20 protein-coding genes, 1 pseudogene and 1 riboswitch are annotated in these 25,384 nt (G+C 69.6%); of the genes and pseudogenes, 11 read left to right on the top strand and 10 right to left on the bottom strand.

The window, feature by feature from the left end; all coding sequences use genetic code 11:
- Positions 1-50: 50 nt before the first annotated feature.
- The 6 genes from MRBLMI12_RS19920 to MRBLMI12_RS19945 all read right to left on the bottom strand — a co-directional run bounded on the left by MRBLMI12_RS19920 (position 51) and on the right by MRBLMI12_RS19945 (position 8,053).
- Positions 51-1,337, bottom strand: coding sequence for an ABC transporter permease (locus MRBLMI12_RS19920; RefSeq protein ID WP_363357920.1), 1,287 nt, complete (start codon positions 1,335-1,337; stop codon positions 51-53).
- Positions 1,334-2,701, bottom strand: coding sequence for an ABC transporter permease (locus MRBLMI12_RS19925; RefSeq protein WP_363357921.1), 1,368 nt, complete (start codon positions 2,699-2,701; stop codon positions 1,334-1,336). Before MRBLMI12_RS19925 ends, MRBLMI12_RS19920 begins: the two co-directional genes overlap by 4 nt.
- Positions 2,698-4,215, bottom strand: coding sequence for an ABC transporter ATP-binding protein (locus MRBLMI12_RS19930; RefSeq protein WP_363357922.1), 1,518 nt, complete (start codon positions 4,213-4,215; stop codon positions 2,698-2,700). The genes MRBLMI12_RS19925 and MRBLMI12_RS19930 overlap by 4 nt, the downstream gene beginning before the upstream one ends.
- Before the next feature lie 120 nt (positions 4,216-4,335).
- Positions 4,336-5,481, bottom strand: a complete 1,146-nt coding sequence (locus MRBLMI12_RS19935; protein WP_349426730.1) for a BMP family lipoprotein — start codon at positions 5,479-5,481, stop codon at positions 4,336-4,338.
- Between the two features lie 219 nt (positions 5,482-5,700).
- On the bottom strand, positions 5,701-6,816 hold the full coding sequence (locus MRBLMI12_RS19940; protein WP_363357923.1) for a mannose-1-phosphate guanylyltransferase: 1,116 nt from the start codon (positions 6,814-6,816) through the stop codon (positions 5,701-5,703).
- Positions 6,817-6,889: 73 nt separating this feature from the next.
- Positions 6,890-8,053, bottom strand: a complete 1,164-nt coding sequence (locus MRBLMI12_RS19945; protein ID WP_363357924.1) for an endo-1,4-beta-xylanase — start codon at positions 8,051-8,053, stop codon at positions 6,890-6,892.
- Between the two features lie 325 nt (positions 8,054-8,378).
- On the opposite strand from MRBLMI12_RS19945, the gene sdhC reads away from it, so the two are divergent.
- The 6 genes from sdhC (at position 8,379) to MRBLMI12_RS19975 (ending at position 14,186) form a co-directional block, all read left to right on the top strand.
- A complete protein-coding gene (gene sdhC, locus MRBLMI12_RS19950) occupies positions 8,379-8,810 on the top strand; it encodes a succinate dehydrogenase, cytochrome b556 subunit (protein WP_349426727.1) in 432 nt (143 codons plus the stop codon).
- Entirely contained in the window at positions 8,810-9,259 is a 450-nt protein-coding gene (locus tag MRBLMI12_RS19955; protein ID WP_349426726.1) for a succinate dehydrogenase hydrophobic membrane anchor subunit, read from the top strand. The genes sdhC and MRBLMI12_RS19955 overlap by 1 nt, the downstream gene beginning before the upstream one ends.
- A 43-nt stretch (positions 9,260-9,302) precedes the next feature.
- On the top strand, positions 9,303-11,144 hold the full coding sequence (gene sdhA, locus MRBLMI12_RS19960; protein ID WP_363357925.1) for a succinate dehydrogenase flavoprotein subunit: 1,842 nt from the start codon (positions 9,303-9,305) through the stop codon (positions 11,142-11,144).
- Positions 11,144-11,944: a succinate dehydrogenase iron-sulfur subunit gene (locus tag MRBLMI12_RS19965; protein ID WP_363357926.1), complete on the top strand. Its 801-nt coding sequence runs from the start codon at positions 11,144-11,146 to the stop codon at positions 11,942-11,944. The genes sdhA and MRBLMI12_RS19965 overlap by 1 nt, the downstream gene beginning before the upstream one ends.
- Positions 11,945-12,020: 76 nt before the next feature.
- Positions 12,021-13,289 (top strand): YihY/virulence factor BrkB family protein, encoded by a 1,269-nt coding sequence (locus MRBLMI12_RS19970; RefSeq protein WP_363357927.1) that lies wholly within the window; start codon positions 12,021-12,023, stop codon positions 13,287-13,289.
- A gap of 30 nt (positions 13,290-13,319) precedes the next feature.
- Positions 13,320-14,186, top strand: a complete 867-nt coding sequence (locus MRBLMI12_RS19975) for an exodeoxyribonuclease III (protein ID WP_363357928.1) — start codon at positions 13,320-13,322, stop codon at positions 14,184-14,186.
- Between the two features lie 74 nt (positions 14,187-14,260).
- On the opposite strand, the gene MRBLMI12_RS19980 is transcribed toward MRBLMI12_RS19975, so the two are convergent.
- Entirely contained in the window at positions 14,261-15,313 is a 1,053-nt protein-coding gene (locus MRBLMI12_RS19980) for an NAD(P)-dependent alcohol dehydrogenase (RefSeq protein WP_363357929.1), read from the bottom strand.
- 159 nt (positions 15,314-15,472) lie between these two features.
- On the opposite strand from MRBLMI12_RS19980, the gene MRBLMI12_RS19985 reads away from it, so the two are divergent.
- Together MRBLMI12_RS19985 and trpS are read left to right on the top strand one after the other, a co-directional pair.
- On the top strand, positions 15,473-16,162 hold the full coding sequence (locus MRBLMI12_RS19985; RefSeq protein ID WP_363357930.1) for a TetR/AcrR family transcriptional regulator: 690 nt from the start codon (positions 15,473-15,475) through the stop codon (positions 16,160-16,162).
- A 134-nt stretch (positions 16,163-16,296) separates the two neighbouring features.
- Complete coding sequence (gene trpS, locus MRBLMI12_RS19990) at positions 16,297-17,304, top strand: tryptophan--tRNA ligase (RefSeq protein ID WP_349426719.1); 1,008 nt, start codon at positions 16,297-16,299, stop codon at positions 17,302-17,304.
- A gap of 396 nt (positions 17,305-17,700) precedes the next feature.
- Here trpS and MRBLMI12_RS19995 read toward each other — a convergent pair whose 3' ends face one another.
- Entirely contained in the window at positions 17,701-18,546 is an 846-nt protein-coding gene (locus tag MRBLMI12_RS19995) for an endonuclease domain-containing protein (protein WP_363357931.1), read from the bottom strand.
- 321 nt (positions 18,547-18,867) lie between these two features.
- On the opposite strand from MRBLMI12_RS19995, the gene MRBLMI12_RS20000 reads away from it, so the two are divergent.
- Positions 18,868-19,728, top strand: a complete 861-nt coding sequence (locus MRBLMI12_RS20000; protein WP_363357932.1) for an Fpg/Nei family DNA glycosylase — start codon at positions 18,868-18,870, stop codon at positions 19,726-19,728.
- A 125-nt stretch (positions 19,729-19,853) separates the two neighbouring features.
- Here MRBLMI12_RS20000 and glpK read toward each other — a convergent pair whose 3' ends face one another.
- Positions 19,854-21,392, bottom strand: coding sequence for a glycerol kinase GlpK (glpK, locus tag MRBLMI12_RS20005; protein ID WP_363357933.1), 1,539 nt, complete (start codon positions 21,390-21,392; stop codon positions 19,854-19,856).
- A 67-nt stretch (positions 21,393-21,459) separates the two neighbouring features.
- A complete protein-coding gene (locus MRBLMI12_RS20010) occupies positions 21,460-23,187 on the bottom strand; it encodes a glycerol-3-phosphate dehydrogenase/oxidase (protein WP_363357934.1) in 1,728 nt (575 codons plus the stop codon).
- A 138-nt stretch (positions 23,188-23,325) separates the two neighbouring features.
- Positions 23,326-23,498: riboswitch (FMN riboswitch) on the top strand.
- Between the two features lie 68 nt (positions 23,499-23,566).
- Here MRBLMI12_RS20010 and ribD point away from each other — a divergent pair.
- Together ribD and MRBLMI12_RS20020 are read left to right on the top strand one after the other, a co-directional pair.
- Positions 23,567-24,658, top strand: a complete 1,092-nt coding sequence (ribD, locus tag MRBLMI12_RS20015; RefSeq protein ID WP_363357935.1) for a bifunctional diaminohydroxyphosphoribosylaminopyrimidine deaminase/5-amino-6-(5-phosphoribosylamino)uracil reductase RibD — start codon at positions 23,567-23,569, stop codon at positions 24,656-24,658.
- Positions 24,658-25,272 (top strand): annotated as a pseudogene (locus MRBLMI12_RS20020) (riboflavin synthase); the annotation flags it as partial. The gene ribD and the pseudogene MRBLMI12_RS20020, both read left to right, overlap by 1 nt.
- Between the last annotated feature and the right edge of the window lie 112 nt (positions 25,273-25,384).

The following is a 25,384-nucleotide window of genomic DNA, read 5'->3' on the forward strand; positions in this document are numbered from 1 at the left end:
GGATGCCGCGGCTCGGCATCCGTCGCTCGTCACGGTCGCGGCGGGCACGGTCACCCCTTTATGTAGGGCTTGCCCGCGGCGGCGGGGCCGCGGATCTGCCCGGCGAAGCCGGCGACGGCGATGATGGTCACCAAGTACGGCAGCATCAGCATGAACTCGCTGGGAATCGGGGTCCGCAGCACGGTCAGGAGATTCTGCAGGTTCGTCGCGAAGCCGAAGAGCAATGCCGCGAGCGTCGCACGCACGGGGTCCCACCGGCCGAAGATCACGGCGGCCAGAGCGATGAAGCCAAGACCTGCGGTCATCTCCTTGGTGAACTGTCCGACCGACACCAGCGTGAAGTAGGCACCGCCGATCCCGGCGATCGCCCCGGCGAGCGAGACGTTCCAGAAGCGGCTCATGTTCACCTTGATACCCACGGTGTCCGCGGCCTGCGGGTGCTCGCCCACTGCCCGCAGACGCAGACCCCAGCGAGTGCGGTAGAGACCCCACGCGACCACGGCCACGGTGATGTACATGAGGTAGACGATGAACGTCTGGTTGAAGAGCACCGGCCCGATGATGGGGATCTCGCTGAGGACCGGGATCTCCCAGCGCGTGAAGCGCACCGGCCGATTCAGCTCCGCCTCGTTCGGAACGAGCAGCGCACCGTAGAGGAAACCGGTGAGACCCGTGACGAGGACGTTGAGCACGACACCGACGATCACCTGGTCGACGAGGTACTTGATGGAGAACGCCGCCAGGACGAATGCGACCAGGACGCCGCCGATCATCGCTCCGACAAGCCCGACGAAGGGGTTGTGCGTGATGCTCGCCAGCAGCGCGGCACTGAACGCGCCGAAGAGGAACTGCCCCTCGATCGCCACGTTGACGACACCGACGCGCTCGCCGATGACACCTCCGAGCGCACCGAAGATGAGGGGCACCGAGAGCGACAGCGACCCGAACAGCAATCCGGTGACCGGCACCAGACCGCCTGCCGAGGCCCACACCAGGAACGCGAAGATGGCGAGGAATCCGAACACGATCGGCAGCCAGATCCCGGTACGGCGATACGAGACGGCGTCCCAGAACGCCCACAACGTCAGCAGCACCAGGAGCGCGACCACGATCCAGCAGGTCAGCGCGGTCGGAACGCTGACATTGGGCAGTGCGATCGACGATCCGGGGTCGCCCAGCCGGAACGTCGAGACGCCGTTGCGCGGGACGAACAGGAAGAGCAGCGCGAGCAGCACGGTGGCGATCGCGAGGGTCACGGGCAGCTTGAGGTGGCGCACCTTCACCGTGGAGAGCTGGATCGTGCTGTCAGGCACGGGAGCCGAAGCAAGCGCGGTCATGCGGACACCGCCTTCTTCGCAGCCTTGGCTCTCGCCTTCGCGGCCTTCTCTGCGTCGGTCTTCGGCAGGAAGAAGATCGTGCGGACGAGCGGCGGCGCCGCGATGAACAGCACGATCAGCGACTGCACGACGAGCACGATGTCGACGGGGATCCCCTGCGAGGCCTGCATGGTGAACGATCCCGCCTTCAGCGCCCCGAACAGGATGCCCGCGGCGAACACGCCCCATGCCCGGCTGCGGCCGAGCAGCGCGACGGTGATCGCGTCGAAGCCGATGCCGGCATCGATCAGCCCGTCGAACCCGGCGGTGACCGAGCCCTGGATCTGGTTCATGCCGGCGAGGCCGGCGAGGCCGCCGGCGAAGAGCATCGCGTAGATGTACATGCGCTGCACCGAGATTCCGGATGCCCGTGCGGCATGCGGGTTCTCGCCGACCGCGCGCAGGCGGAAGCCGAGGCTCGAGCGCTCGACGAGCCACCACACGAACACCGTGGCCGCGATGACGATGATGAAGCCCCAGTCCAGGAGCGGGAAGCGGGGCCCGAGGAGGTCCGGGAACTGCGCGTTCGCGGGCGTCGCCGCCGAGATCGGCTGGTCGCCCGCGGGACGCTGCAGGATGCCGGGGGTGCGCACCATCCACGTCACGAGATAGAACGCGACGTAGTTGAGCATGATCGTGAGGATCACCTCGTGCGCACCCGTGCGGGCCTTGAGCACACCGACGATGCCACCCCAGATCGCGCCGCCGGCGATGCCCGCGGCGAGCGTCAGCGGGAGCTGGAGGAACATCGGAAGGTCGAGGTTGTACGTCAGCAGCGCCGCCGTCGCGCACGCGATGAGGATCTGGCCGCGGCCGCCGATGTTGAACAGGCCCACGCGGAACGCCAGCGCCACGCCGAGACCGGCGGCGATGAGTGGGGCGGCGAAGCCGAGGGTGTTGGTCAGCGGACGGATCTGCGTCGCGAAGTCGTTGGCGCGGGGGTTGAACACCGCGCCGCGGAACATCGCCTCGTAGCCGCCGTAGACCGCGCTCCAGATCGCTGCGAACGTGTCGCCCGGCCGGGCGAAGAAATAGCCGGCGGACTCCTGGACGTCTTCGTCGGTGAGCGCCATCAGGATGCCGCCCACGATCATGGCGACGACGATCGCGAGGACCGTCGTGACCCAGTTGCTGCGCAGCAGGTCCTTGATGAAGACGTTCTGCCGCGGCGGGGGCGGCACCTCGCCATCGACGGCGCCGGGCGCCTCGGGGGTCGGTGCCGGGATGTCGGGCGATCCGGTGAGGGGGCCGGAGACGGGCGGGAGCTGTTCGGGAGGCAGGCCCTTCAGCGGGTCGCCGCTCGCGGCGGGGATCTGACCGCTCACAGGGCCGCCTCCTCTGGCTTCTCGCCGGCCATCATGAGACCGAGAACGTCACGGGGGGTGTCACCGGGCACGATGCCCACGATCGCGCCGCGGTACATCACCGCGATGCGGTCGGCGAGCGCCGCGACCTCGTCGAGCTCGGTCGAGACCACGACGACGGGGATGCCGGCATCCCGCGTCTCGACGATGCGCTTGTGGATGAACTCGATCGAGCCGACGTCGACGCCGCGCGTGGGCTGCGCCGCGACCAGGATCTTGAGATCGCGACTCATCTCGCGGGCGATCACGACCTTCTGCTGGTTGCCGCCCGAGAGCGTTCCGGCGGGGACGTCGGCTCCCTGGGTCCGGATGTCGTACTCGGCGATGCGCGCTTTCGCGAAGTCGTCGAGCACTCCGCGGCGGATGGTGCCGCCCGACACGAAGGCCTTGTCGCCCGACCGGTCGAGGATCAGGTTCTCCGCGACGGAGAAGCTGCCGACCAGTCCGTCCTCGGTGCGGTCCTCGGGAACGAAACCGACGCCCTCGTCGAGGATGGCGCGCACGCTCCTGCCCACGAGCTCGACCCCGCTGAGCTCGATCGATCCGCTCACGCGGTCGGCGAGACCCACCATCGCCTCGATCAGCTCGGTCTGTCCGTTGCCCTGGACGCCCGCGACGGCCAGGATCTCCCCCGGGCGCACGTCGAAGCTGATGTCGTCGACGACGACGGTGCCGTCGGCGGTGACGACGCGGAGGTCGCGCACCTCGAGGCCGCCCGCGTCGGAGACCTTGGGCGCGTCCTTGTGCACGGTGAGCTCGACCGCGCGGCCGACCATGAGCGACGCCAGTTCGGCGTTGGACGCCGTCGGCGACGCCTCGCCGACGACCTTGCCCAGCCGGATGACCGTGATGCGGTCGGCGACCGCCCGGACCTCGCGCAGCTTGTGGGTGATGAAGACGATCGAGGTGCCCTCGTCGCGCAGCTGGCGCATGATCGCCATCAGCTCGTCGGTCTCCTGCGGGGTGAGGACCGCTGTGGGCTCGTCGAAGACGAGCACCTTCGCGTCGCGCGAGAGAGCCTTGATGATCTCGACGCGCTGCTGCACGCCCACGGGCAGGTCGCCCACGATCGCGTCGGGATCCACCTCGAACCCGAATCGCTCTGCGACCGCGCGGACGTGCTGGCGGGCCTTGCCCAGGTCGAGCGCTCCGAGCGCCTTCGTGTCCTCGTGGCCGAGCATGACGTTCTCGGCGACGGTGAAGACGGGAATGAGCATGAAGTGCTGGTGCACCATCCCGATGCCGGCGTTCATCGCGTCGCCGGGGCCCCGGAAGTGCTGGACGACGTCGTCCAGGAGGATCTCCCCCTCGTCGGCCTGGTAGAGGCCGTAGAGCACGTTCATGAGCGTGGACTTGCCGGCGCCGTTCTCGCCGAGGAGAGCGTGGATCTCACCGGGCTGGACCACGAGATCGATGTGGTCGTTGGCGACGAGGGACCCGAAACGCTTCGTGATCCCACGGAGCTCGAGCTTCATATCTGCACCCTATATATCCAGTCGGCCATGGCGCCATCAGGTGTGCGCGCCGGTGGGCTCGGAAGAACGCGGCCGGGTGGAGTCTCGTCCACCCGGCCGCGTGCTGTGTCTCCTGCTGCCTTACGGCGAGCTGGGCGAGGTCACCTCGAGCTCACCCGAGATGATCTGCTCCTGCAGCGTGGCGAGCTCGTCGGCCAGACCCTCGGGAAGCTGCGACTCGAACGAGCCGAAGCCCGACAGGCCGACGCCCTCGTTCTCGAGCGTGCCGACGTACGGGGTCACGTCGAACTCGCCGGTGGAGGCCTCCAGGGTCGCCTGGTAGACGGCCTCGTCGATGCGCTTCATGATCGACACCAGCACCATGTCGGCGACCGACGGGTCGGCGACCGCGAGGTCGGAGTCGACGCCCAGCATGACCGTGCCCGTGCCACCGTCGGTGATGGCGTCGCGCGCGCTCTGGTAGATCGGGCCACCGACCGGGAGGATCACGTCGACGCCCTGGTCGAGGATGCCCTGCGCGGTCTGCTTGGCGGTGTCGTTGGCGGCGAAGCCACCGGTCATCGAGCCCTGCTGGGCCTCGACGTCCCAGCCGTAGGTCTCGACCGCGGCGCCCTTGTCTTCGTTGTACTTCTCGACGCCGTCGACGAAGCCGTCCATGAAGATCGTGACCGGCGGGATCGGGATGCCGCCGAACGTGCCGACCTTGTTGACGCCGGCGTTCGCGGACCACGCGGCCGCGGCGTAGCCGCCGAGGTACGCGGCCTGGACCGTGTCGAACATGAGCGGCTTGATGTTGGGGGCGTCGGTGGTGCCGTCGCCGATGTCCTTGCCGTCGTCGTCGGTGGCGCCGGTGTTGTCGGCCCAGTCGTCGATGATCGCGTAGCTGACCTCGGGGTTCGCGTTCGCCGAGGCGATCGTGTCGGCGGACAGCTTGAAGCCGACCGACACGATGAACGTGCAGCCCTCGGCGATCAGGTTCTCGAGGTTCGGGGCGTAGTCGTTGGCCGAGCTCGACTCGACCTCGATGGCCTCGACGCCCAGCTCGTCGGCGGCGCGCTCCATGCCCTCGAGCGCGGACTGGTTGAACGACTTGTCGTTGAACCCGCCGTCGTCCGAGACGAGGCAGGGGGTGAAGCCCTCGACGACGTTGCCGGCGTCGCCCGTGGGGTCCGTCTCCTCAGGGGCGGAGCCGCAGCCCGCGAGGGCGATCAGCAGGCCCGCGGCGGCTGTGACGCCGACGAGCTTCTTGGTGCGTGAGATGGTCAACTCAGCCTCCACTACGTTCCCCCGCGTCCTTCACGGGGACTGCACAAAGTTACCCACTGTGACGGCGCGTTTGCGTACTCCAGAGGCCCCTGTTCGCGAAAGGTTACAAAGACGCAATCTGGGGGCGATGAGGAGAGCGGATGCCGCCGCCCCAGCCCTGCCGTGCACGCCGGTGTCCGCGCGCCTGCTGACGGCTGGTGCGCGCGAATGCGCGGCCGGTCAGAGGACCTCGCCGCGCCCGCTCAGCTTGAGTGCGTCGACGACGCCCTTCACGCGCTGCGCGTGCTCGCTCGTGGTGACCAGGAGCGCGTCCTCGGTGTCGACGACGACGATGTCGCGCACGCCGATCAGGCTGATGACGCGTCGCGTCTGGCTGACCACGATGCCGCTGGCGGCGTCGGACAGGATGCGCGCGTTCTCGCCGAGGATCGCGAGGTCGTTCTTGCGGCCGTGCGAGTTGAGCTTGGCGAGGCTCGCGAAGTCTCCGACGTCGTCCCAGTCGAAGTGGCCGGGGATGACGGCGAGGCGGCCCTTCGCGGCCGCCGGCTCGGCGACCGTGTAGTCGATCGCGATCTTCTTGAGCGTCGGCCACACCCGGTCGACGACCGGTCCGCGCTCCTCGCGGTCGTCCCACGCCTCGGCGAGGTCCATCAGCCCCGCATACAGCTGCGGCTCGTTCTCGGCGATCTCGCCGAGGAGCACGTCGGCGCGCGAGATGAACATGCCCGCGTTCCAGAGGTAGTTGCGGTCGGCGAAGTACTCCTTCGCGGTGTCGAGATCGGGCTTCTCCACGAAGCTCTCCACCAGCGCGGCCTCGGGCGCGCCGTCGATCGACAGCGCGTCGCCCTTCTTGATGTAGCCGAACCCCACCGACGGCTCGGACGGCTGGATGCCGATGGTGCAGATGTACCCCTCACGCGCGGTGGCCACCGCCTGGTTCACCGCCCACTCGAACAGCTGCGGCACGCGGATGACGTGGTCCGCGGCGAACGAGCCGATGATGACGTCCGGCTCACGGCGCGAGAGGATCGCGGCGGCGAGGCCGATCGCGGCCGTGGAGTCACGGGGCTCGGATTCCAGAAAGACGTTCTTGTCGGCGATGCCGGGGAGTTCCCGCTCCACCGCCGCGCGGTGCGCGCGGCCCGTCACGACCGCGATGCGGTCGGGGCCGGCGAGCGGCTCGAGCCGGTCCCAGGTGTCGCGCAGCAGGGTGCGCCCCGAGCCGGTGAGGTCGTGGAGGAACTTCGGCGCGTCGGCACGCGACAGCGGCCACAGCCGGCTGCCGATGCCGCCTGCGGGAATCACGGCGTAGAAGTCGTCGATGGGTCCTGGCATGCCTCTGAGGCTACCGCCGAACCCGCGCGCGCGAGGGCGGCCGACCTCGCGGCCGGCCGCCGTCGCACCCGATTCAGCCGCGCCGCGGAGAAGTGCCCGGGGTCGCTTGGCGCAGCGACTCGAGCATCGCGTCGAAAGCGGGCTTCGGCGAGTAGTCGTCCTCGAGGATCGTCGCCCAGCCCTCACCGGGGAACACGTCGGGAACCCACGAGTTGGCGTCCGGGAATCCCCACACCGTGAACGAGGAGCAGGCGGTCACATTCAGGCACGCCGTCAGCATGGCGTCGTAGCGCTCGGCCTGCACGGCGACCTGCTCGGGCGTCGGGCCGGTCTCACCCTCCTGCAGCGGGATGCGCACGTCCGCCTCGGTCACCGCCACCTTCAGTCCCAGCGCGGCGAAGCGCTCGAAGTTCGCCTGGATCGAGGTGTCGAAGCCGTAGAGCAGGCTGAGGTGGCCCTGGGCGCCGAAACCGCCGAGCGGCACGCCGTCGGCCAGCATCCGCTGTGCGAGCGCGTAGTACGCGTCGGTCTTCTCGTTGATGCCCTCCGCGTTGTAGTCGTTCAGGAACAGCACAGCCTCGGGGTCGGCTTCGTGCGCCCAGCGGAACGCGTCCTCGAGGAGCGCGATCGGGTCGGCGGCACAGGCCTTGAGGAACGGGTTCGCCTCGGTGCGCAGCCGCACCCCGCCGTTGTCCCAGGTGTCCTGGAAGATCTCGTTCGCGACATCCCACTCGTAGATCTCGCCCTTGAAGTGGCCCACCACGGTGCGGATGTGGTCCTCGAGCACCGCACGTGCCTGGTCGCACGTCCACGTCTGGCTCGCCGCGGTGACCCACGCCGGGTTCTGGCTGTGCCACAGCAGCGTGTGCCCGCGCACCTGCTGGTGGTTGGCCTTGGCGAAGGCGACCAGCGCGTCGGCGGACGCGAAGTCGTATACGTCCGGAGCCGGGTGGACGGCATCCCACTTCATGTCGTTCTCGGGCGTGAGCGACGAGAACTGGGCGCTGAGGACCTGCTGGTACTCGGTGGGGGCGCTGCGGTCGTAGTCGACGAGGTCCCGCTGGCCCCAGACGGCGCTGCCGATGGCGAGATCGCGCGGCGCCTGGTTGCGCAGGGTGTCCTTGTCGGCGTGGCTGTACCCGGGCGGCTCGGCATTCGCTGCCGTCGCGCCCAGGAGAGGCAGTACGAGGGCAGCGGCGGCCGTGGCCACCAGAAGTGATCGGACAGATCGGCGCATGGGGAACTCCTGACATCGTTGTCGGTCATACGCATCGCCGGAGCGGCACATATGTTCTTGCGTACAACAAACGCTAGGCGGCGCTTTGGGGCAGGGCAAAAGGTTTCGGTGCGTTTTCCACGGGACCGCCGACGCGCTCCGAGATCTCTCGACGTCGAGAGAAGTTAGGACCACCTAATCTCCCACTGCAGCGCGACGGGAATAGGATGGTCGCAGCGCCCGCGTGACGCCGACGGCCCGAAGCGCACCGTTACGGGCCCTCTTCGGGGGCCGTCCTCGCAGTCAGAGGTCAGCCCCACCGTGTTTCGATCCAAGGAGGACGGCCGTGTCTGCACCAGCACGCGTCACACCGTCGGTATCCGAGACCACCTCCCGAGTTCCCCGCGGCACGCTGTATCGCGGGAACGAAGGCATGTGGTCGTGGGTACTGCACCGCATCACCGGCGTCGCGATCTTCTTCTTCCTGCTCGTCCATGTCCTCGACACGGCCCTCATCCGGGTCTCGCCCGAGGCGTACGACGCGGTCATCGGCACCTACAAGAACTGGGTGATGGCCCTCGGCGAGGTCGCACTCGTCGGCGCCATCGCGTACCACGCCTATAACGGACTGCGCATCATCCTGGTCGACTTCTGGTCGTGGGCCACCCGCCACCAGCGCCAGCTATGGTGGGGCGTCCTCGGGCTGTGGGTCGTGACGATGCTCGGCTTCACGCCGCGTCATCTCATGCTCGCCTTCGCTCCGGGAGGAGGTCACTGATGACCACGATCGCCGACCCCCGCGCCCCGTACTCCCCGGTCCGGCGCAAGGGCCCCAACCTCGAGAAGTGGGGCTGGATCTACATGCGCGCCTCGGGCGTGCTGCTCGTGGTCCTCATCTTCGGCCACCTGTTCGTCAACCTCATGCTCGGCGAGGGCATCCACGGCATCGATTTCGCCTTCGTCGCGGGCAAGTACGCATCGCCGTTCTGGCAGTGGTGGGACGTGCTGATGCTGTGGCTCGCGCTGATCCACGGCGCCAACGGCATGCGCACGATCGTCAACGACTACGTGACGCACCCGACGACGCGTCGCGTGCTGGTGTGGGTGCTGTGGCTCGCCGCGGCGTTCCTCATCGTGCTGGGCACGCTGGTCGTGTTCACCTTCGACCCGTGCATCGGCTTCGACTCCGAGACCGCCTCCGACCTCATCATCGGAATCTGCGCATAGCGTTCGGGCGCCCCCCGAGCATCGACCACCGAAAGCATCCAGCGTGAGCACTGAGACCCCTACCGGCACCGAGAGCACTGCAAGCTACGTCAAGGACGGCGTCCACTACCACCAGTTCGACATCGTCATCGTGGGAGCCGGCGGGGCCGGCATGCGCGCGGCCATCGAGGCCGGGCCGGGTGCGAGGACGGCAGTCATCTCGAAGCTGTACCCGACGCGTTCGCACACCGGTGCGGCGCAGGGCGGCATGGCGGCGGCGCTGGCCAACGTCGAAGAGGACTCGTGGGAGTGGCACACCTTCGACACCGTCAAGGGCGGTGACTACCTCGTCGACCAGGATGCGGCCGAGATCCTCGCCAAGGAGGCCATCGACGCGGTCATCGACCTCGAGAACATGGGCCTGCCGTTCAACCGGACGCCCGAGGGCAAGATCGACCAGCGGCGCTTCGGCGGCCACACCGCCGACCACGGCAAGACCCCGGTCCGCCGCGCCTGCTACGCCGCCGACCGCACGGGTCACATGATCCTGCAGACGCTGTTCCAGAACTGCGTGAAGCTGGGCATCAACTTCTTCAACGAGTTCTACGTGCTCGACCTCATCACGGTCGGCGAGGGCACGGACAAGCAGATCGCGGGCGTCGTGGCCTATGAGCTGGCCACCGGCGAGCTGCACGTCTTCCAGTCGAAGGCCGTGATCTTCGCGACCGGCGGCTTCGGCAAGATCTTCAAGACGACCTCGAACGCGCATACCCTCACCGGCGACGGCGTGGGCATCATCTGGCGCAAGGGCCTCCCGCTGGAAGACATGGAGTTCTTCCAGTTCCACCCGACCGGACTCGCCGGGCTCGGCATCCTGCTCACCGAAGGAGCCCGCGGCGAGGGCGCGATCCTGCGCAACGTCTCGGGCGAGCGCTTCATGGAGCGCTACGCGCCCACCATCAAGGACCTCGCGCCGCGCGACATCGTCAGCCGCTGCATGGTGCAGGAGGTCGCCGAAGGCCGGGGCGCCGGCCCGCACCGCGACTACGTGCTGCTGGACTGCACGCACCTCGGCGCCGAGGTGCTCGAGACGAAGCTCCCCGACATCACCGAATTCGCCCGCACCTACCTCGGCGTCGACCCCGTGGTCGAGCCGGTGCCGGTCATGCCCACCGCGCACTACGCGATGGGCGGCATCCCGACCAACAATGACGCGCAGGTGCTGAGCGACAACACCACCGTCGTGCCGGGCCTGTACGCCGCCGGCGAATGCGCCTGCGTCTCGGTGCACGGCTCGAACCGCCTCGGCACGAACTCGCTGCTCGACATCAACGTGTTCGGCAAGCGCGCCGGGCGCAACGCGGTCGAGTACGTCAAGACCGCCGACTTCGTGCCCCTCCCCGAGGACCCCGCCGCCGAGGTGCGCGGACTCATCGAGGGCCTGCGCGACAACCAGGGCACCGAGCGGATCGCCGTGCTCCGCAAGACGCTCCAGGACGAGATGGACCGCAAGGCCCAGGTCTTCCGCACCGACGAGTCACTCGGCGAGGTGCTCGAGGTCATCGAAGAGCTGCGCGAGCGCTTCAAGAACGTGCACGTGGATGACAAGGGCAAGCGCTACAACACCGACCTGCTCGAGGCCGTCGAGCTCGGCTTCCTCCTCGACATCGCCGAGGTCGTCGTCGTGACCGCGAAGAACCGCAAGGAGAGCCGCGGCGGCCACATGCGCGACGACTTCCCGAAGCGCGACGACGAGAAGTACATGCAGCACACCATGGCGTACCTGTCGGGCGATGCCGGGTCCTCGCATTCCGAGGACCACATCCGCCTCGACTGGAAACCCGTCGTCTTCACGAAGAACGAGGCGGGCGAGTTGCGCTACCCACCGTTGGAGAGGAAGTACTGATGTCGACCTCGGTCACCGACGTCATCGAGCGCACCGACGCGGATGCCCCTACCCGCGCGGAGGAGATCACGAACGACACCGGCATCCAGTCGTTCCTGGTGACGTTCATCATCCGCCGGTTCAACCCGGAGGTCGACGAAGAGCCGCGCTGGGTCGACTACGACGTCGAGCTGTACTCGACCGACCGCGTGCTGGACGCCCTGCACAAGATCAAGTGGGAGGTCGACGGGTCGCTGACGTTCCGTCGCTCGTGCGCCCACGGCATCTGCGGCTCGGACGCGATGCGCATCAACGGCCGCAACCGGCTCGCGTGCAAGACCCTCATCAAGGATCTCGACATCTCGCAGCCGATCTACGTCGAGGCGATCAAGGGCCTGCCTCTCGAGAAGGACCTCGTCGTCGACATGGAGCCGTTCTTCGCGTCGTACCGCGAAGTGCAGCCGTTCCTCATCGCGAACTCGAAGCCCGAGCCCGGCAAGGAGCGCATCCAGTCGATCGTCGACCGCGAGGTCTTCGACGACACCACGAAGTGCATCCTGTGCGCGGCGTGCACCTCGTCGTGCCCGGTGTTCTGGACCGATGGGCAGTACTTCGGCCCCGCCGCGATCGTCAACGCGCACCGCTTCATCTTCGACTCGCGCGACGACGCCGGCGACGTCCGCCTCGACATCCTCAACGACAAGGAAGGCGTGTGGCGCTGCCGCACCACCTTCAACTGCACCGAGGCGTGCCCCCGCGGCATCGAGGTGACGAAGGCGATCGCCGAGGTCAAGCAGGCCGTCCTGCGCGGACGCGCGTAGACGCTCTGCCCGATTCGCCGCGCGGATGCCGCGGCGCGGCGGGGTGCGGCATCCGGCAGTCGATACTCTGGCTTCCGTGAGCCAACGGGACGACGCGCGCAGGCAGGACCGCGCGCGTGCGCAGGAGCACGACGAGGCGCGCGATCAGGCGGATGCCGCGCAACGCGAAGAGGAGTCGCTCAGGGCTCGCTGGGAAGCGACGCAGGAGAACCTGCGCGAGCGGTTCGACCAGCCCCTCAGCAGGGCGACCGCGCTCACGCAGCGCACGATGGCGTGGTTCCCGGTGCGCGTGTGGCGCCACTTCCTCCAGCACAACGGATTCCTGCTCGCGGCGGGCGTCAGCTACCAGGCGCTGTTCGCGACCTTCGCCGCCATCTACGTCGCGTTCGCGATCACCGGGCTCTGGCTCGGCGGCAGCGCGGAGGCCGTTGACGGGCTGATCAACCTGATCAACCTCTACATCCCTGGTCTCATCGCCGACGAAGGCGGGCTCTTCACCCCCGATCAGGTGACCGACATCGCCACGAGCAGCGCCGGTGTCCTCGGCATCACGGGCATCATCGCCCTCGGCACCCTCATCTGGACCGCCATCGGGTTCGTGACCTTCGCCCGTCGCGCCGTGCGCGACATCTTCGGGCTGCCGCCCGACCTCCGCAGCTACATCTATCTCAAGGCGCGCGATCTGGTGGGCGCCGGCATGTTCGCACTCGCCCTGGTCGTCGGCTTCGCCGCCACGTCGATCGGCACCTGGGCGCTCAACTGGGCGTTCGCGTTCTTCGGCTGGAGCAACGCGTCCAGCTGGATCGGCGCGACCGCGAGCATCGGCACGATCATCATCTCCTTCGTGATCTACAGCGCGGCTCTCGGAGGGCTCATCCGCTTCCTCACCGGCACGAAGCTGCCGTGGCGCCGGATCTGGCCGGGGGCGCTCCTCGGCGGCGGCGCGATCACCGTGCTGCAGCTCTTCACGGGCTGGCTGTTCATCTACACGCCCACGAACGCCCTGCTGGCGACCTTCGCGATCTTCGTCGGCCTCCTGCTCTGGTTCCGCATCATCGGCATCATCATGCTGGTCGCCGCGGCGTGGATCGCCGTCGCGGCGGAGGACGAGGAGATCCCGCTGCTTCCCCAGACCGAGGCTGAGCGCCTCGCCGCCGAACACGCGGCGCTGCTGGTGGCGGCGCGGGTGCGGCTGCGCACCGCGCAGGAGTCGCGCGACACGGCCCCCTGGTATCGGCGATGGGCGGCCGACCGCGCACTGAAGGACGCAGAGCAGGAGCTGTCCCAGGTCGAGGCGGCCGCCCCGCCCGCTCCGAAGAAGAAGGCCGGCAGCCTGTTCGAGTGAGTGTCGGCGGTGCCGGATAGTCTTGCCGTCGTGTCTCGCCGTGTTCGCATCGCCTCTGTCAACGTCAATGGAATCCGCGCCGCCACACGCAAGGGCATGATCGACTGGCTCGATGCCGCCGACATCGACGTGATGGCACTGCAAGAGGTGCGGGCCACCGAAGAGGAACTGCGTGCGGCCCTCCCGGGATGGGAGATCGTCAACGACGAGGCGCTGTCCAAAGGTCGTGCCGGCGTGGCGGTGGCCAGCCGCGTCCCCTCGATCGAGGTGCGACGGGTTCTCGGCGCGGCCGCCGACGACGCCGCCGAGGTGCTCGACAGCGCGGGCCGCTGGATCGAGGCCGACTTCGACATCGACGGCGAGCGGCTCATCGTGGTCAGCGCCTACGTGCACACCGGCGAGGCCGAGACCCCGAAGCAGGATGCGAAGTGGGCCTTCCTCGACGCGATGGAGAGGCGGATGCCGCAGCTGAAGGCCGCGTCGCCGCTGGCGCTCGTGATGGGCGACCTCAACGTCGGCCACCGCGAGCTCGACATCCGCAACTGGAAGGGCAACGTCAAGAAGGCCGGCTTCCTCCCCCGCGAGCGTGCGTACTTCGACCGCTTCTTCGGCGAGGAGGGCACCGAGGTGACCGGTGCCGACGGATCTCGGGGCCCGGGACTGGGCTGGGTCGACATCGGTCGCCGCTTCCACGGCGACGTCGACGGCCCGTACACCTGGTGGTCGATGCGCGGACGTGCGTTCGACAACGACGCCGGCTGGCGGATCGACTACCACCTCGCGACGCCCGAGCTCGGCGACCGGGTGGTCGACTACCGCGTCGTACGGGCCCCGTCGTGGGACACCCGCTGGAGCGACCACTCCCCCGTCGTCGCCGACTACACGCTCGGACGCTGAGCGCTGAGCGGCCCGGGGCTGAGCGCTGAGCGGCCCGCGAGCTGCACGCAGGGCGACGCGTCAGCCGCGGGGCCTCACGACGGATCCGCCAGGCTGACGATGACATTCCCCCGCTTGCGCCCGCTGTCGACGTAGGCATGCGCCTCGCGGATCCGATCGAGCGGGTACACGCGGTCGATCACCGGACGCACGTCGCCCGCCGCGGCGAGTCGGGCGAACTCCGCGAGATGCGCGCCGGTCACGCCGCCGGTGTCCTGCACGCGACGGATGCCGTGGCGGACCGGTCGCAGCTTCGATCCGAGCATCCCGGCGAGGTCGGCGATGACGAGCATGAGCACTCCCCCGTGACGGATCACGCGACGCGCCCGGCGGTACGGCGCATTGCCGACGCACTCCACGACAGCGTCGTACCGTGCGCCCGATGACGTGAAGTCCTCGCGGGCGTAGTCGACGACGCGGTCCGCGCCGAGCGAGCGCACCAGCTCTGCGTTGCCCGCGCTGCACACGCCCGTCACGCGCGCCCCGAGGCGCTTCGCGAGCTGGACGGCGGCCGACCCCACCGCGCCCGACGCGCCGTTCACGAGCACGTCGTCGCCCTGCCCGACGCCTCCCGCTTCCAGGAACACCTGGGCGGTGCCGAAGCCGAACGGCAGAGCCGCAGCGTCGACGAACGCGAGCTCATCGGGGATCCGCGCGACCGCGCCGGCGGCACGGACCGCGACGTACTCGGCGTGGCAGCCGAACGCGGCACCCCTGAGAAGGACGACGCGATCGCCGACGCCGAAGTCGGCGACGCCGGCACCCACCGCCTCGACCACGCCGGCGCCGTCCATTCCGAGCACGCGGTGCTTGGGCCGCCGCCAGCCGAGCGCGAACATCGTGGGCAGTCGAAGCCCCCGGGGCACGTCGCGCGCACGCACCCGGTGATCGGCGACGCTCACGCTGGCGGCGTGCAGGCGCACCAGCAGCTGATCCTCGGCGGGCGTCGGGCGCGGCATGCGTTCGACCGACACCACGTCGGGTCCGCCGAAGCGGTCGTACACGGCAGCACGCATGGTCGTGGCGTCGCCGACGACTCCCCCGGCTGACCCCTCGGAACGGAGCGCCCTCTTCTCGGTCGTGCTCATGTGTCGTCCTCCATCGGCATAGCCTTACACTGTATGACTTACGACGTAAGGTATCCCGATTCGCGCGTGCTGTCCAGACCCGCCGCGAACTCGACCGCTCGGGCCGCCGCGCGGCCGCCGCGCGGTGACGGGCGGTACCGTGGACCGAGGAGGTGGCACATGACGACGGTCGCGACGGCGTCCCGCCGGGAGCCCCTGTCACGCGAACGGGTGCTGCGCGAGGCCATCCGCCTCGCCGACGATGGCGGCATCGACGCGCTGACGATGCGCCGGCTCGCGCAGCAGCTCGGCGTGGAGCCGATGTCGATCTACTACCACGTGCGCGGCAAGGACGCCGTGGTCACCGGTGCCCTCGACCTCGTCTTCGAAGACGTCGCGCGCCGTGCCGCAGCGGCGACGACTCCACCTCCGTCGTCGTGGCGCGAGCACCTGCGTGCGCGCATCCTCGCTGCCCGCGAGGTGCTCCTGGATCATCCGTGGGTGCCGCGCGCTCTGGAATCCCGAGGCACGATGACGCCGGCGTTCGCCGGCTGGGTCGACACGAATGTCGCCGTCATGGGGTCGGGCGGGCTGTCGTGGGATCTGATCCACCACGCGATGCACACGCTCGGCAGCCGCCAGTTCGGCTTCTCACAGGAGCTCATCCTCGACGATCCGCAGGGTGCGGACGGCGTGCCCGACCCCACCGCCGCTGCCGAGCTCGGCAGGCTCATGCCGAACGTGCAGGCGATGCTGCAGGACGTCGTCCACGACGACGAGGCCGGAACGCTCGGCTGGTGCGACGACCGCACCGAGTTCGAGTTCGCCCTCGACATCCTCCTCGAAGGGCTCGAACGGCGCGCCGGCTGAACCGGGCGCGAGGCATGGCGTGCGCAGCCCCGCCCGCCCGCGGCTTCCGTGCGAGGCTCTCGCGGCGGTCGCTCCCGCGCGGCGGTCGCTCCCGCGCGGCGCGCGCCGCGGCATCCGCTTTATAGACTTGCCGGATGAGCAAACCGCGCCTGTACTCCGGCATGCAGCCCTCCGCCGACTCGCTCCAGATCGGCAACTACATCGGGGCCCTCATGCAGTGGCGCGATCTGCAGGAGTCGTACGACGCGTTCTTCTCGGTGGTCGACCTCCACGCCATCACTGTCGCGCAGGACCCGGAGCACCTCCGCGAGAAGACCCGCCGCACCGCCGCGCAGTACATCGCCGCCGGGATCGAGCCGTCGAAGTCGGCGCTGTATGTGCAGTCGCACGTGCCGGCGCACACCGAGCTGGCGTGGATCCTGTCGACGGTCACCGGCTTCGGCGAGGCCGGGCGCATGACGCAGTTCAAGGACAAGTCGCAGCGCTACGGCGCGGAAGTCGCCTCGGTCGGGCTCTTCACGTACCCGGTGCTGATGGCGGCCGACATCCTGCTGTACCAGACCGACATCGTGCCGGTCGGCGACGACCAGAAGCAGCACGTCGAGCTCACCCGTGACCTGGCCGAACGCTTCAACAGCCGCTTCGGCGAGACGTTCACGGTGCCGATGCCGGTCATCCAGCAGGAGACCGCCCGCATCTACGACCTGCAGAATCCGACGGCGAAGATGTCGAAGTCGGCGGAGTCGGATGCCGGCGTCCTGTGGATGCTCGACGACCCGGCCGTGTCGGCGAAGAAGATCATGCGCGCCGTCACCGACTCCGAGGGGTCGGTGCGCTACGACCGCGAGGCCAAGCCCGGCGTCTCGAACCTGCTGGTCATCTACGCCGCCCTGACGGGCCGACAGATCCCGGCGATCGAGGACGAGTACGCCGGCCGCGGCTACGGCGACTTCAAGAAGGGCCTGGCCGAGGTCGTGGTGAACGAGTTCGGGCCGGTGCGCCAGCGCGCCCTGGAGCTGCTCGACGATCCCGCCGAGCTCGACCGCGTGCTCGCCGCGAACGCCGCGAAGGCCGAGTCCGTCGCGAACCGCACGCTCGCCGACGTGTACGACAAGGTCGGCCTCCTCCGCCGCACCCGCTGAGTCGGCGGACGGATCCCGCCGCCGCTGATTCGTCGGACGGAACCCGCCGCCGCTGCCGCGGCATCCATCCGGCGCACTGCGTCACCTGTCCTGCGGGTCGTGGCTCCCTCTTGTGTCGCGGCTGTTGCTGCTCCTCGTCGCCCGTTCCGAACTCAGGAACACCAACCCACCCGGGCGCACGGTGAGGCGGATTTCTGCGGTAGCGCTCGTGCAGCCGCCGAGCCGTTCCTGAGTACGGAACCGATGTTGCCGGACAGCAACGCTCGGCTTGGTTCCGAACTCAGGAACCGCGGAGCACGTGGGCGGAGAATCCGCGGAACTACGCTGCGGTCCCGGGCGGCACATCAAGCGATCCTGAGTTCGGAACGAGCGGCGGGCCCGACGGGTCGACCGCCTTCAGCGGCGGGAACGTGCGGCAAGGACTCCGCGTACGGCGAGGAACACCGAATCCGGGTCGTACATGATGTCCTCTGCGGCCAGCCGGAGCACGACAAGGCCGCGCTGCGCAAGCTTCAGGTCGCGACGGTAGTCCGTAAGCTGCTGCTCCCAATCGCTGTGATGAGCCTTGCTGTCGCATTCGATGACCAGCCATCCGTCGACCACCATGTCGACGAAGCCCACACCGTCGAACTCGACCTGCGGTTCTGCCGTGCTTCCGAGCTTGCGAACCATCAGGCGCACGAGCGTCTCCGGGCCGGACTGCGCACGGCCATCGATCAATCCGCGCAGCACGCCGTACCTCGACGGAAGCAGGTCGAAGATGTCGCTGACCTGGTCTACGGCCATCAATCCCTTGTTCAGCGCGCTGTCGATGGATGCCACCGCCGCACCAGGCGCCTGGCATCGCACGGCATGCGCGAGGGCGGCGACGATGCCGACGCACGTCGCCGCCCCAGGCTGCTCCGGCAGGCTTGTCCAGTGCAGACATGTGCCATGCCTGCGCCGGCGGCTCAGTAGCTTCCTTCGATCATGTGGCGACCGCAGGCGGCTCGACTGCGCGGTGAGGTGCACGTGCAGGCTCGAGTTCGCCAACACGAAGACTCCGAGCAGCTGCAGAAGCGACACGCAGGTGAGCCGCCCGCCCACTCGCACCGCGCGGACAACGGCATCCGGCGCATCGGGCGCCAGGTAACGGTCACGTCGGGCGCGGATGAGGTCTCCCGCTCTCACCGCAGCGGTGATCCCGCGGCGAGTCATTCCGTCGGCGAACAGGTCCGCACGCGTCCGGTGCATCTCCCACATGACCAGTCACACTGCTGCGTTCGCGCACGGCTTCTCAGCCGTCGGCTCCGGATCCGTGCACAACTCCTCCCCCTCTGCGCCGGGGCCCTGCCTGGGGAGGAAGCAGTCCGTTCCGTACTCAGGATCACGGATGCTGCGGCCGCAGACTGATCGCGGAAATCCGCGGGCGCCGGCGCCCGGCGCCCGGTTCGTTCCTGAGTACGGAACGCGTTGCCGGCAGCTTCGGCGGGGAGGTTCTCGCCCACCGACCCCACCGCAGACGGCTGGACCGGTGGGTGACGGCGCGGCCCTCGTGTCGCCGCTGCGTGGCAGGATGAGCGCATGCCCGAGATGCCCGAGGTGCAGGGACTCGTCGACTTCCTCCGCGAGCGGCTCACCGGCGTGCGCATCGCACGCGCGACCATCGCCAACATCGCGGCGCTGAAGACGTACGACCCGCCGATCGAGGCGCTGGCGGATGCCGAGATCACCGGCGCCTCGCGCCACGGCAAGTTCGTCGACCTGTCGACGACCGGCCCTCACCTCGTGTTCCATCTCGCCAAGGCGGGATGGCTGCGCTGGTACGACGAGTTGCCGAAGACGGTCATCCGGCCGGGCAAGACGCCGATCGCGCTGCGCGTCGCCCTGTCGGACGGCGCCGGGTTCGACCTCACCGAAGCGGGCACCAAGAAGTCGCTCGCCGTGTACGTCGTGCGCGACCCCGCCGACGTGCCCGGCATCGCACGACTCGGGCCCGACCCGCTCGACCCGGCTTTCACACGCGACACGCTGGCGGGGCTGCTGGCGGGCCGTCGCACCCAGATCAAGGGCGTGCTGCGCGACCAGGCGACGATCGCGGGGGTGGGCAACGCCTACTCCGACGAGATCCTGCACGCGGCGAAGATGTCACCCTACGCCCTCGCGACCTCGCTGACCGACGACGAGGTCACCCGGCTCTTCGACGCGATGACCGAGACGCTGACGGATGCCGTCGCCGAGGCATCCGGCAAGCCGCCGGCCGAGCTGAAGGACGCCAAACGACGGGGCATGCAGGTGCACGGACGCCGCGGCGAGACGTGCCCGGTGTGCGGCGACGAGGTGCGCAGCGTCTTCTTCGCCGACAACTCACTCGAGTACTGCCCGACCTGTCAGACCGGCGGCAAGATCCTCGCCGACCGGCGCCTGTCGCGGCTGCTGAAGTAGATCGGAGCGCTCGGGGCGTCTCGTCTCTGCGTTTCGACTCGCAAGCTCGCTCAACGACCGCGTTCCTCGCTCGCTCAACGACCGGTGTCCGCACCGGCGGGACGTTGGCTCACGCCCGAAACGCGTCAGTCGCTCGTCGTGCCCATGAGCAGGCGGGCGTCGTCGTCGACCCAGTCGAGCGACTTCGACACGGCCTTGCGCCACTGGCGGTAGCGCCGCTCGCGCTCGTCCTCCGGCATCCGCGGCTCGAAGCGGACGTCTTCGCGCCAGTGCGTGCGCAGTTCGTCCAGCCCGCCCCAGACACCGGTCGCGAGCCCGGCGGCGTAGGCGGCGCCGAGTGCCGTCGTCTCGACGACCTTCGGACGCACGACCGGGATGCCGAGGATGTCGGCCTGGAACTGCATGAGCAGGTCGTCGCGCGTCATGCCGCCGTCCACGCGCAGCTCGTCGAGCGTGCGTCCGGTGTCCTCGACCACGGCCTCGATGACGTCGCGGGTCTGGAAGGCGGTCGACTCGAGCGCGGCGCGGGCGATGTGCGCCTTGTTCACGTAGCGGGTGAGTCCGACGAGCGCACCCCGCGCATCCGGCCGCCAGTAGGGAGCGAACAGCCCGGAGAAAGCGGGCACGAAGTAGGCGCCGCCGTTGTCGTCGACGCTGGCGGCCAGCGTCTCGACGTCCTCCGAGCGGTGGATGATGCCGAGATTGTCGCGCAGCCACTGCACGAGCGAGCCGGTGACCGCGATCGACCCCTCGAGCGCGTACCGTGCCGGCTCGTCGCCGATGCGGTAGCCGACCGTCGTGATGAGGCCGCTGCCCGAGCGCACGATCTCGGTGCCGGTGTTCACGAGGAGGAAGTTGCCGGTGCCGTACGTGTTCTTCGACTCGCCCGCGTCGAAGGCGGCCTGCCCGAACGTCGCCGCCTGCTGGTCGCCGAGGATGCCGGCGATCGGGACGCGGTCGAGGACGGACGGCAGCTGCGAGTGCCCGACGACCTCGGACGACGAGCGGATGGCGGGCATCATGGCCCGCGGGATGCGCCAGGCGGCCAGGAGGTCGTCGGACCAGTCGAGAGTGCGCAGGTCCATCAGGAGCGTCCGCGACGCGTTGGTCACATCGGTCACGTGGATGCCGCCCCGCGCGCCGCCGGTGAGGTTCCACACCACCCAGGTGTCGGGAGTGCCGAACAGCAGCTCCCCCGCCTCGGCCGCGGCGCGGGCGCCGGGGACGTGATCCAGGATCCATTCGACCTTCGACGCCGAGAAGTACGTGGCCAGCGGCAGGCCGGTGGTGTCGGCGAACCTGTCGGCGCCGCCGTCGCTGGTCATCTCGTCGATGCGCGGCTGGGTGCGTGTGTCCTGCCAGACGAGCGCGTTGTGGACAGGTCGGCCGGTGCGCTTCTCCCACACGATGGCCGTCTCGCGCTGGTTCGTCACGCCGATGGCGGCCACCTCTTCGGCGCTGATCCTGGCGCGCGTCAGGCACGACGCGATCACCCATTCGGCGCTGGTCCAGATCTCCACCGGGTCGTGCTCGACCCATCCCGCGCGGGGGAAGATCTGCTCGTGCTCGCGCTGCGACACGGCAACGACCGCGCCCTCGGCGTCGAACACGATCGCACGCGTCGAAGTCGTGCCCTGATCGATGGACAGCACGTGGTCGGGCAACGTCGTCTCCTTCGTCGGTGGGCGGCATCGCCCTCGGTGCCGCGGGCTGCGCCCGGGTGCGGTCAGGCTATCGCGCCGACGCCGGCGCCCACGTGGGATCGGCGGCGTGGACGCGCTCGAGCGCGCGTGCGACCTCCACGGCCGAGCGTGCGGCATCCCAGTCGAGCACGGGGGCGATCGCCGCGGCGACCTCCGCCACCGCCTCGTCTGTCGCGGCGCCGATGAAGGCGATGCTAGTGCGCCGCAGCAGCACGTCGTCCAGGTGCTCCACATCCTCTGTCGCGGCGAGGTGACGCAGCTCCCCCGAGCTGTAGCCGGGCAGGTGCTCCAGTGGGGCGTCCTCGGGATCGGCGGCGATCGCGTCGACCACGGCCTCGGCCACCGTGCCGTAGCGGTCGAGCAGCGTCGCGACGCGCGCGGCCGGCACATCGACGGCGTGCGCGGTGATCCACTGCTGGCGCGCGCGCTCGGTCGTCGGGAAGCCCCGGCCGCCGCCGATCGGCACACCTCGCGTCGACCGACGGCGTGGCAGGGCGAGCGCCTCCAGGACGAGGTCGGCGAGGTGCTCGGCCGACGCGCGGAAGGTCGTCCATTTGCCGCCGACGAGGCTGAGCACCGTGGTGTCACCGCCGACCAGCGGCGCCGATTCGACGCGGTAATCGCGCGAGACGAACCCCGGCGAGACTTCGCCATGGCCGGGCAGCGGACGTACGCCGGCGAACCGGTAGACGATCTGCGAGCGCTCCACCGGGATGGAGGGCAGGACCTGGCCGATCAGCTCGACGAAGTAGTCGACCTCGGCCTCGGTGCACACGATCGGCTCGCCCAGGTCGTGCTCGAGGTCGGTGGTGCCCACGAGAACCCGGCCCTTGAGCGGATAGATGAGTACGATCCGGCCGTCCTCGTTCTCGAAGAACAGCTCCCTGCCGCCCGTCGCCCCGAGCAGCTGCGGGTGGTCGAGCACGATGTGCGATCCCTTCGTGCCGCCCATGTAGCGGGTCGGATCCCCCAGCGCGAGGTTGGTCTCATCGGTCCAGGGACCGCTCGCGTTCACGACGACGGATGCCGCGAACGGCGTCTCTGCGCCGGTGGCCGCGTCGCGCAGCACCACCCGGCCCGCATCGATGCCCACCGCCGCGGTGTAGTTCGCGGCGCGCGCCCGGTCGCGGCCCGCCGTCCGGCCGTCGCGCAGCACGTCGAGGGCGAGCCGCTCGGGGTCGTGCAGCGACGCGTCCCAATAGGTCGCCGTGTATCGGACGGCGGGGTTGAGCAGCGGCAGCTGGGCGAGCGACCGTTTGCGTCCATGGAAGGTGTGACGCGGCACGGTCCCGCCGCCGAACACTCCCCCGCCTCGCGAGAACGAGTCGTAGATCACGAGCCCGATCTTGATGAGCGCCGCGCCGCGCTCGCGCGGCTTGCCCCCGCCGTGCCGCAGGAAGCGCAGCGGCGCCGACAGCACGCCCGAGAAGGTGGAGAAGATCGGGATCGTCGTCTGCAGCGGCCGTACGTAGTGCGGGGCGATGCGCATCAGCGCGTTGCGCTCGGTCACCGCCTCGTGAACGAGCCGGAATTCGCCGTTCTCGAGGTAGCGGATGCCGCCGTGGATCATGTGCGACGACGCCGCCGACGCGCCGCTGACGAAATCGTCTCGCTCCACGAGCGCGACGTCGACGCCCTGCATGGCGAGGTCACGGAACGTCGCGAGCCCGTTGATCCCGCCGCCGATGATCAGCACGTCCGCATAAGGCCGCGCCGCCAGTTCCTCGAATGCCCGCATCGATCCCGCCGTGTTCATCGCCTCACCATCCCTTCCCAGGCTACGTCGGTGCCACGACATCGGGCCGAGCGACGCCCGGTGCGCACGGGGCGCGGGTTCATGCGAAGACATGGAATGAATGGCCGGATGCCGCGTTGACTACACTCGAGAGCATCAACGTGCTCCGGGGTCGGTGAGAATCCGAACCGGCGGTGACAGTCCGCGAGCCAAGGCTTCAGCATCCGTGACGGATGACGCCGCGGCCGATCCGGTGGAATTCCGGAACCGACGGTGATGCGACAGGGTTCCTTCGGGAGCGCGGTCGCTAGTCCGGATGGGAGGCAGCACACCAGCGACGCCACAGGCGTCGCCGCTTCCCCTGCCCCGGAGCGTCGAGAACGACGAGACGAGGGGCGGGATGGCGAGCACGGCGGAACACGACGCGATGCGTCGGGCACTGGCGATCGCACAGCGCGGTCCGCGCGGTGTGAACCCGCAGGTGGGCGCTGTGCTGCTCGGCCGCGACGGCTCGATCATCGCCGAAGGCTGGCACCGCGGCGCGGGCACGCCGCACGCCGAGGTCGACGCCCTCTCGAAGCTCGCGCCGGGTGAGGCGCGTGGAGCGACGGCGATCGTCACGCTCGAGCCCTGCAACCACACCGGCCGCACCGGCCCCTGCTCCGAGGCCCTCATCGCCGCGGGCGTGACGCGTGTCGTGTACGCCATCGCGGATCCGGGCGACCACTCCTCCGGTGGCGGCACGCGGCTGCGCGCCGCCGGGGTCGACGTCGAGGCGGGCCTTCTCGCCGATGAGGCGACGACGCTCCTCGAGTCGTGGCTCACGGTCCAGCGCCTCGGCCGTCCGCACGTCACCGTCAAGTGGGCGCAGAGCCTCGACGGCCGCGCGGCGGCACCCGACGGCACCAGCCAGTGGATCACCGGACCGGCGGCGCGCGCCGACGTCCACCGCCGGCGCGCGGAGGCCGACGCGATCGTCGCCGGCACGGGCACCGTGCTGGCCGACGACCCGGCGCTCACCGCGCGAGCCGAGGACGGGACGCTCCTGTCCCACCAGCCGGTTCCCGTCGTCGTCGGCGCGCGACCGGTGCCCGAGGATGCCACCCTGCGCCGGCATCCCCACCCGTTCCTGCAGTACCCGGGCGATCCAGCGTCGGGGGGCCTCGCCGCAGCGCTCGAGGACCTGCGCACGCGCGGTGTCCAGCGCGTCTTCGTCGAGGGCGGTCCCGCCGTCGCCGCCTCGTTCCTGCGCGAGCGGCTCGCCGACGAGCTGCTCGTGTACGTCGCACCGGTGCTCCTGGGCGGCGACCGCCTGGCGCTGCATGACATCGGCGTCACGACCATCGGCGAGGCGAAGCGCCTGGTCGTGGCATCCGTCACCCCACTCGGCGACGACCTGCTGTACGTCGCCCACCCCACGCCGCCCGCCGCCGCCGACGCGCTGCGAGCACCCGCGCGCGTGGATCAACCGTCGTCGGAAGGAGACGAGTGATGTTCACCGGAATCGTGGAGGAGATCGGCGAGGTCACCGCCGTGGAACCCTCGGGCGACGGCGTGCGCCTGACCGTGCGTGGGCCGAAGGCCGTGTCGGATGCCGGACACGGCGACTCGATCTCGGTCAGCGGGGTCTGCCTCACCGTCGTCGGCCAGGGCGATGGCTGGTTCACTGCCGACGTCATGAAGCAGACGCTCGACATGTCGACGCTCGACGGCGTCGCCGCCGGCCGAGCCGTGAACCTGGAGCGCGCGACCGCGGCACACGGCCGCCTCGGCGGGCACATCGTGCAAGGCCACATCGACGGCACCGGCACCGTCCTGGAGGTGCGCCCCGGCGCACAGTGGCAGGTGCTGCGCATCTCGCTTCCGGCGGAGCTCGCCCCCCTGGTCGTCGACAAGGGCTCGATCGCCGTCGACGGCGTCTCGCTCACCGTCAGCGCCGCGAGCCCCGCTCCCGCGACCGAGGCCTGGTTCGAGGTGTCGCTCATCCCCGAGACGCTCGCGGCCACCACCCTGGGTGCCCGCGTGCCGGGCGACCGCGTCAACCTCGAGACCGACATCCTGGCGCGCCACGTGCAGCGGTTGCTGTCTTTCGCGACTCCGGCCGCACCCGCGCTCCGCGAGGCTGCAGTCGCGGCTCCGACCGCACCCGCGCTCCGCGAGGCTGCAGTCGCAGCTCCGGACGCACCCGCGCTCCGCGAGGCTGCCTTCGCGGCTCCGG

Origin of the sequence: Microbacterium sp. LMI12-1-1.1 (genome assembly GCF_040676455.1) — a bacterium.
In the GTDB taxonomy this organism is placed as follows: domain Bacteria; phylum Actinomycetota; class Actinomycetes; order Actinomycetales; family Microbacteriaceae; genus Microbacterium.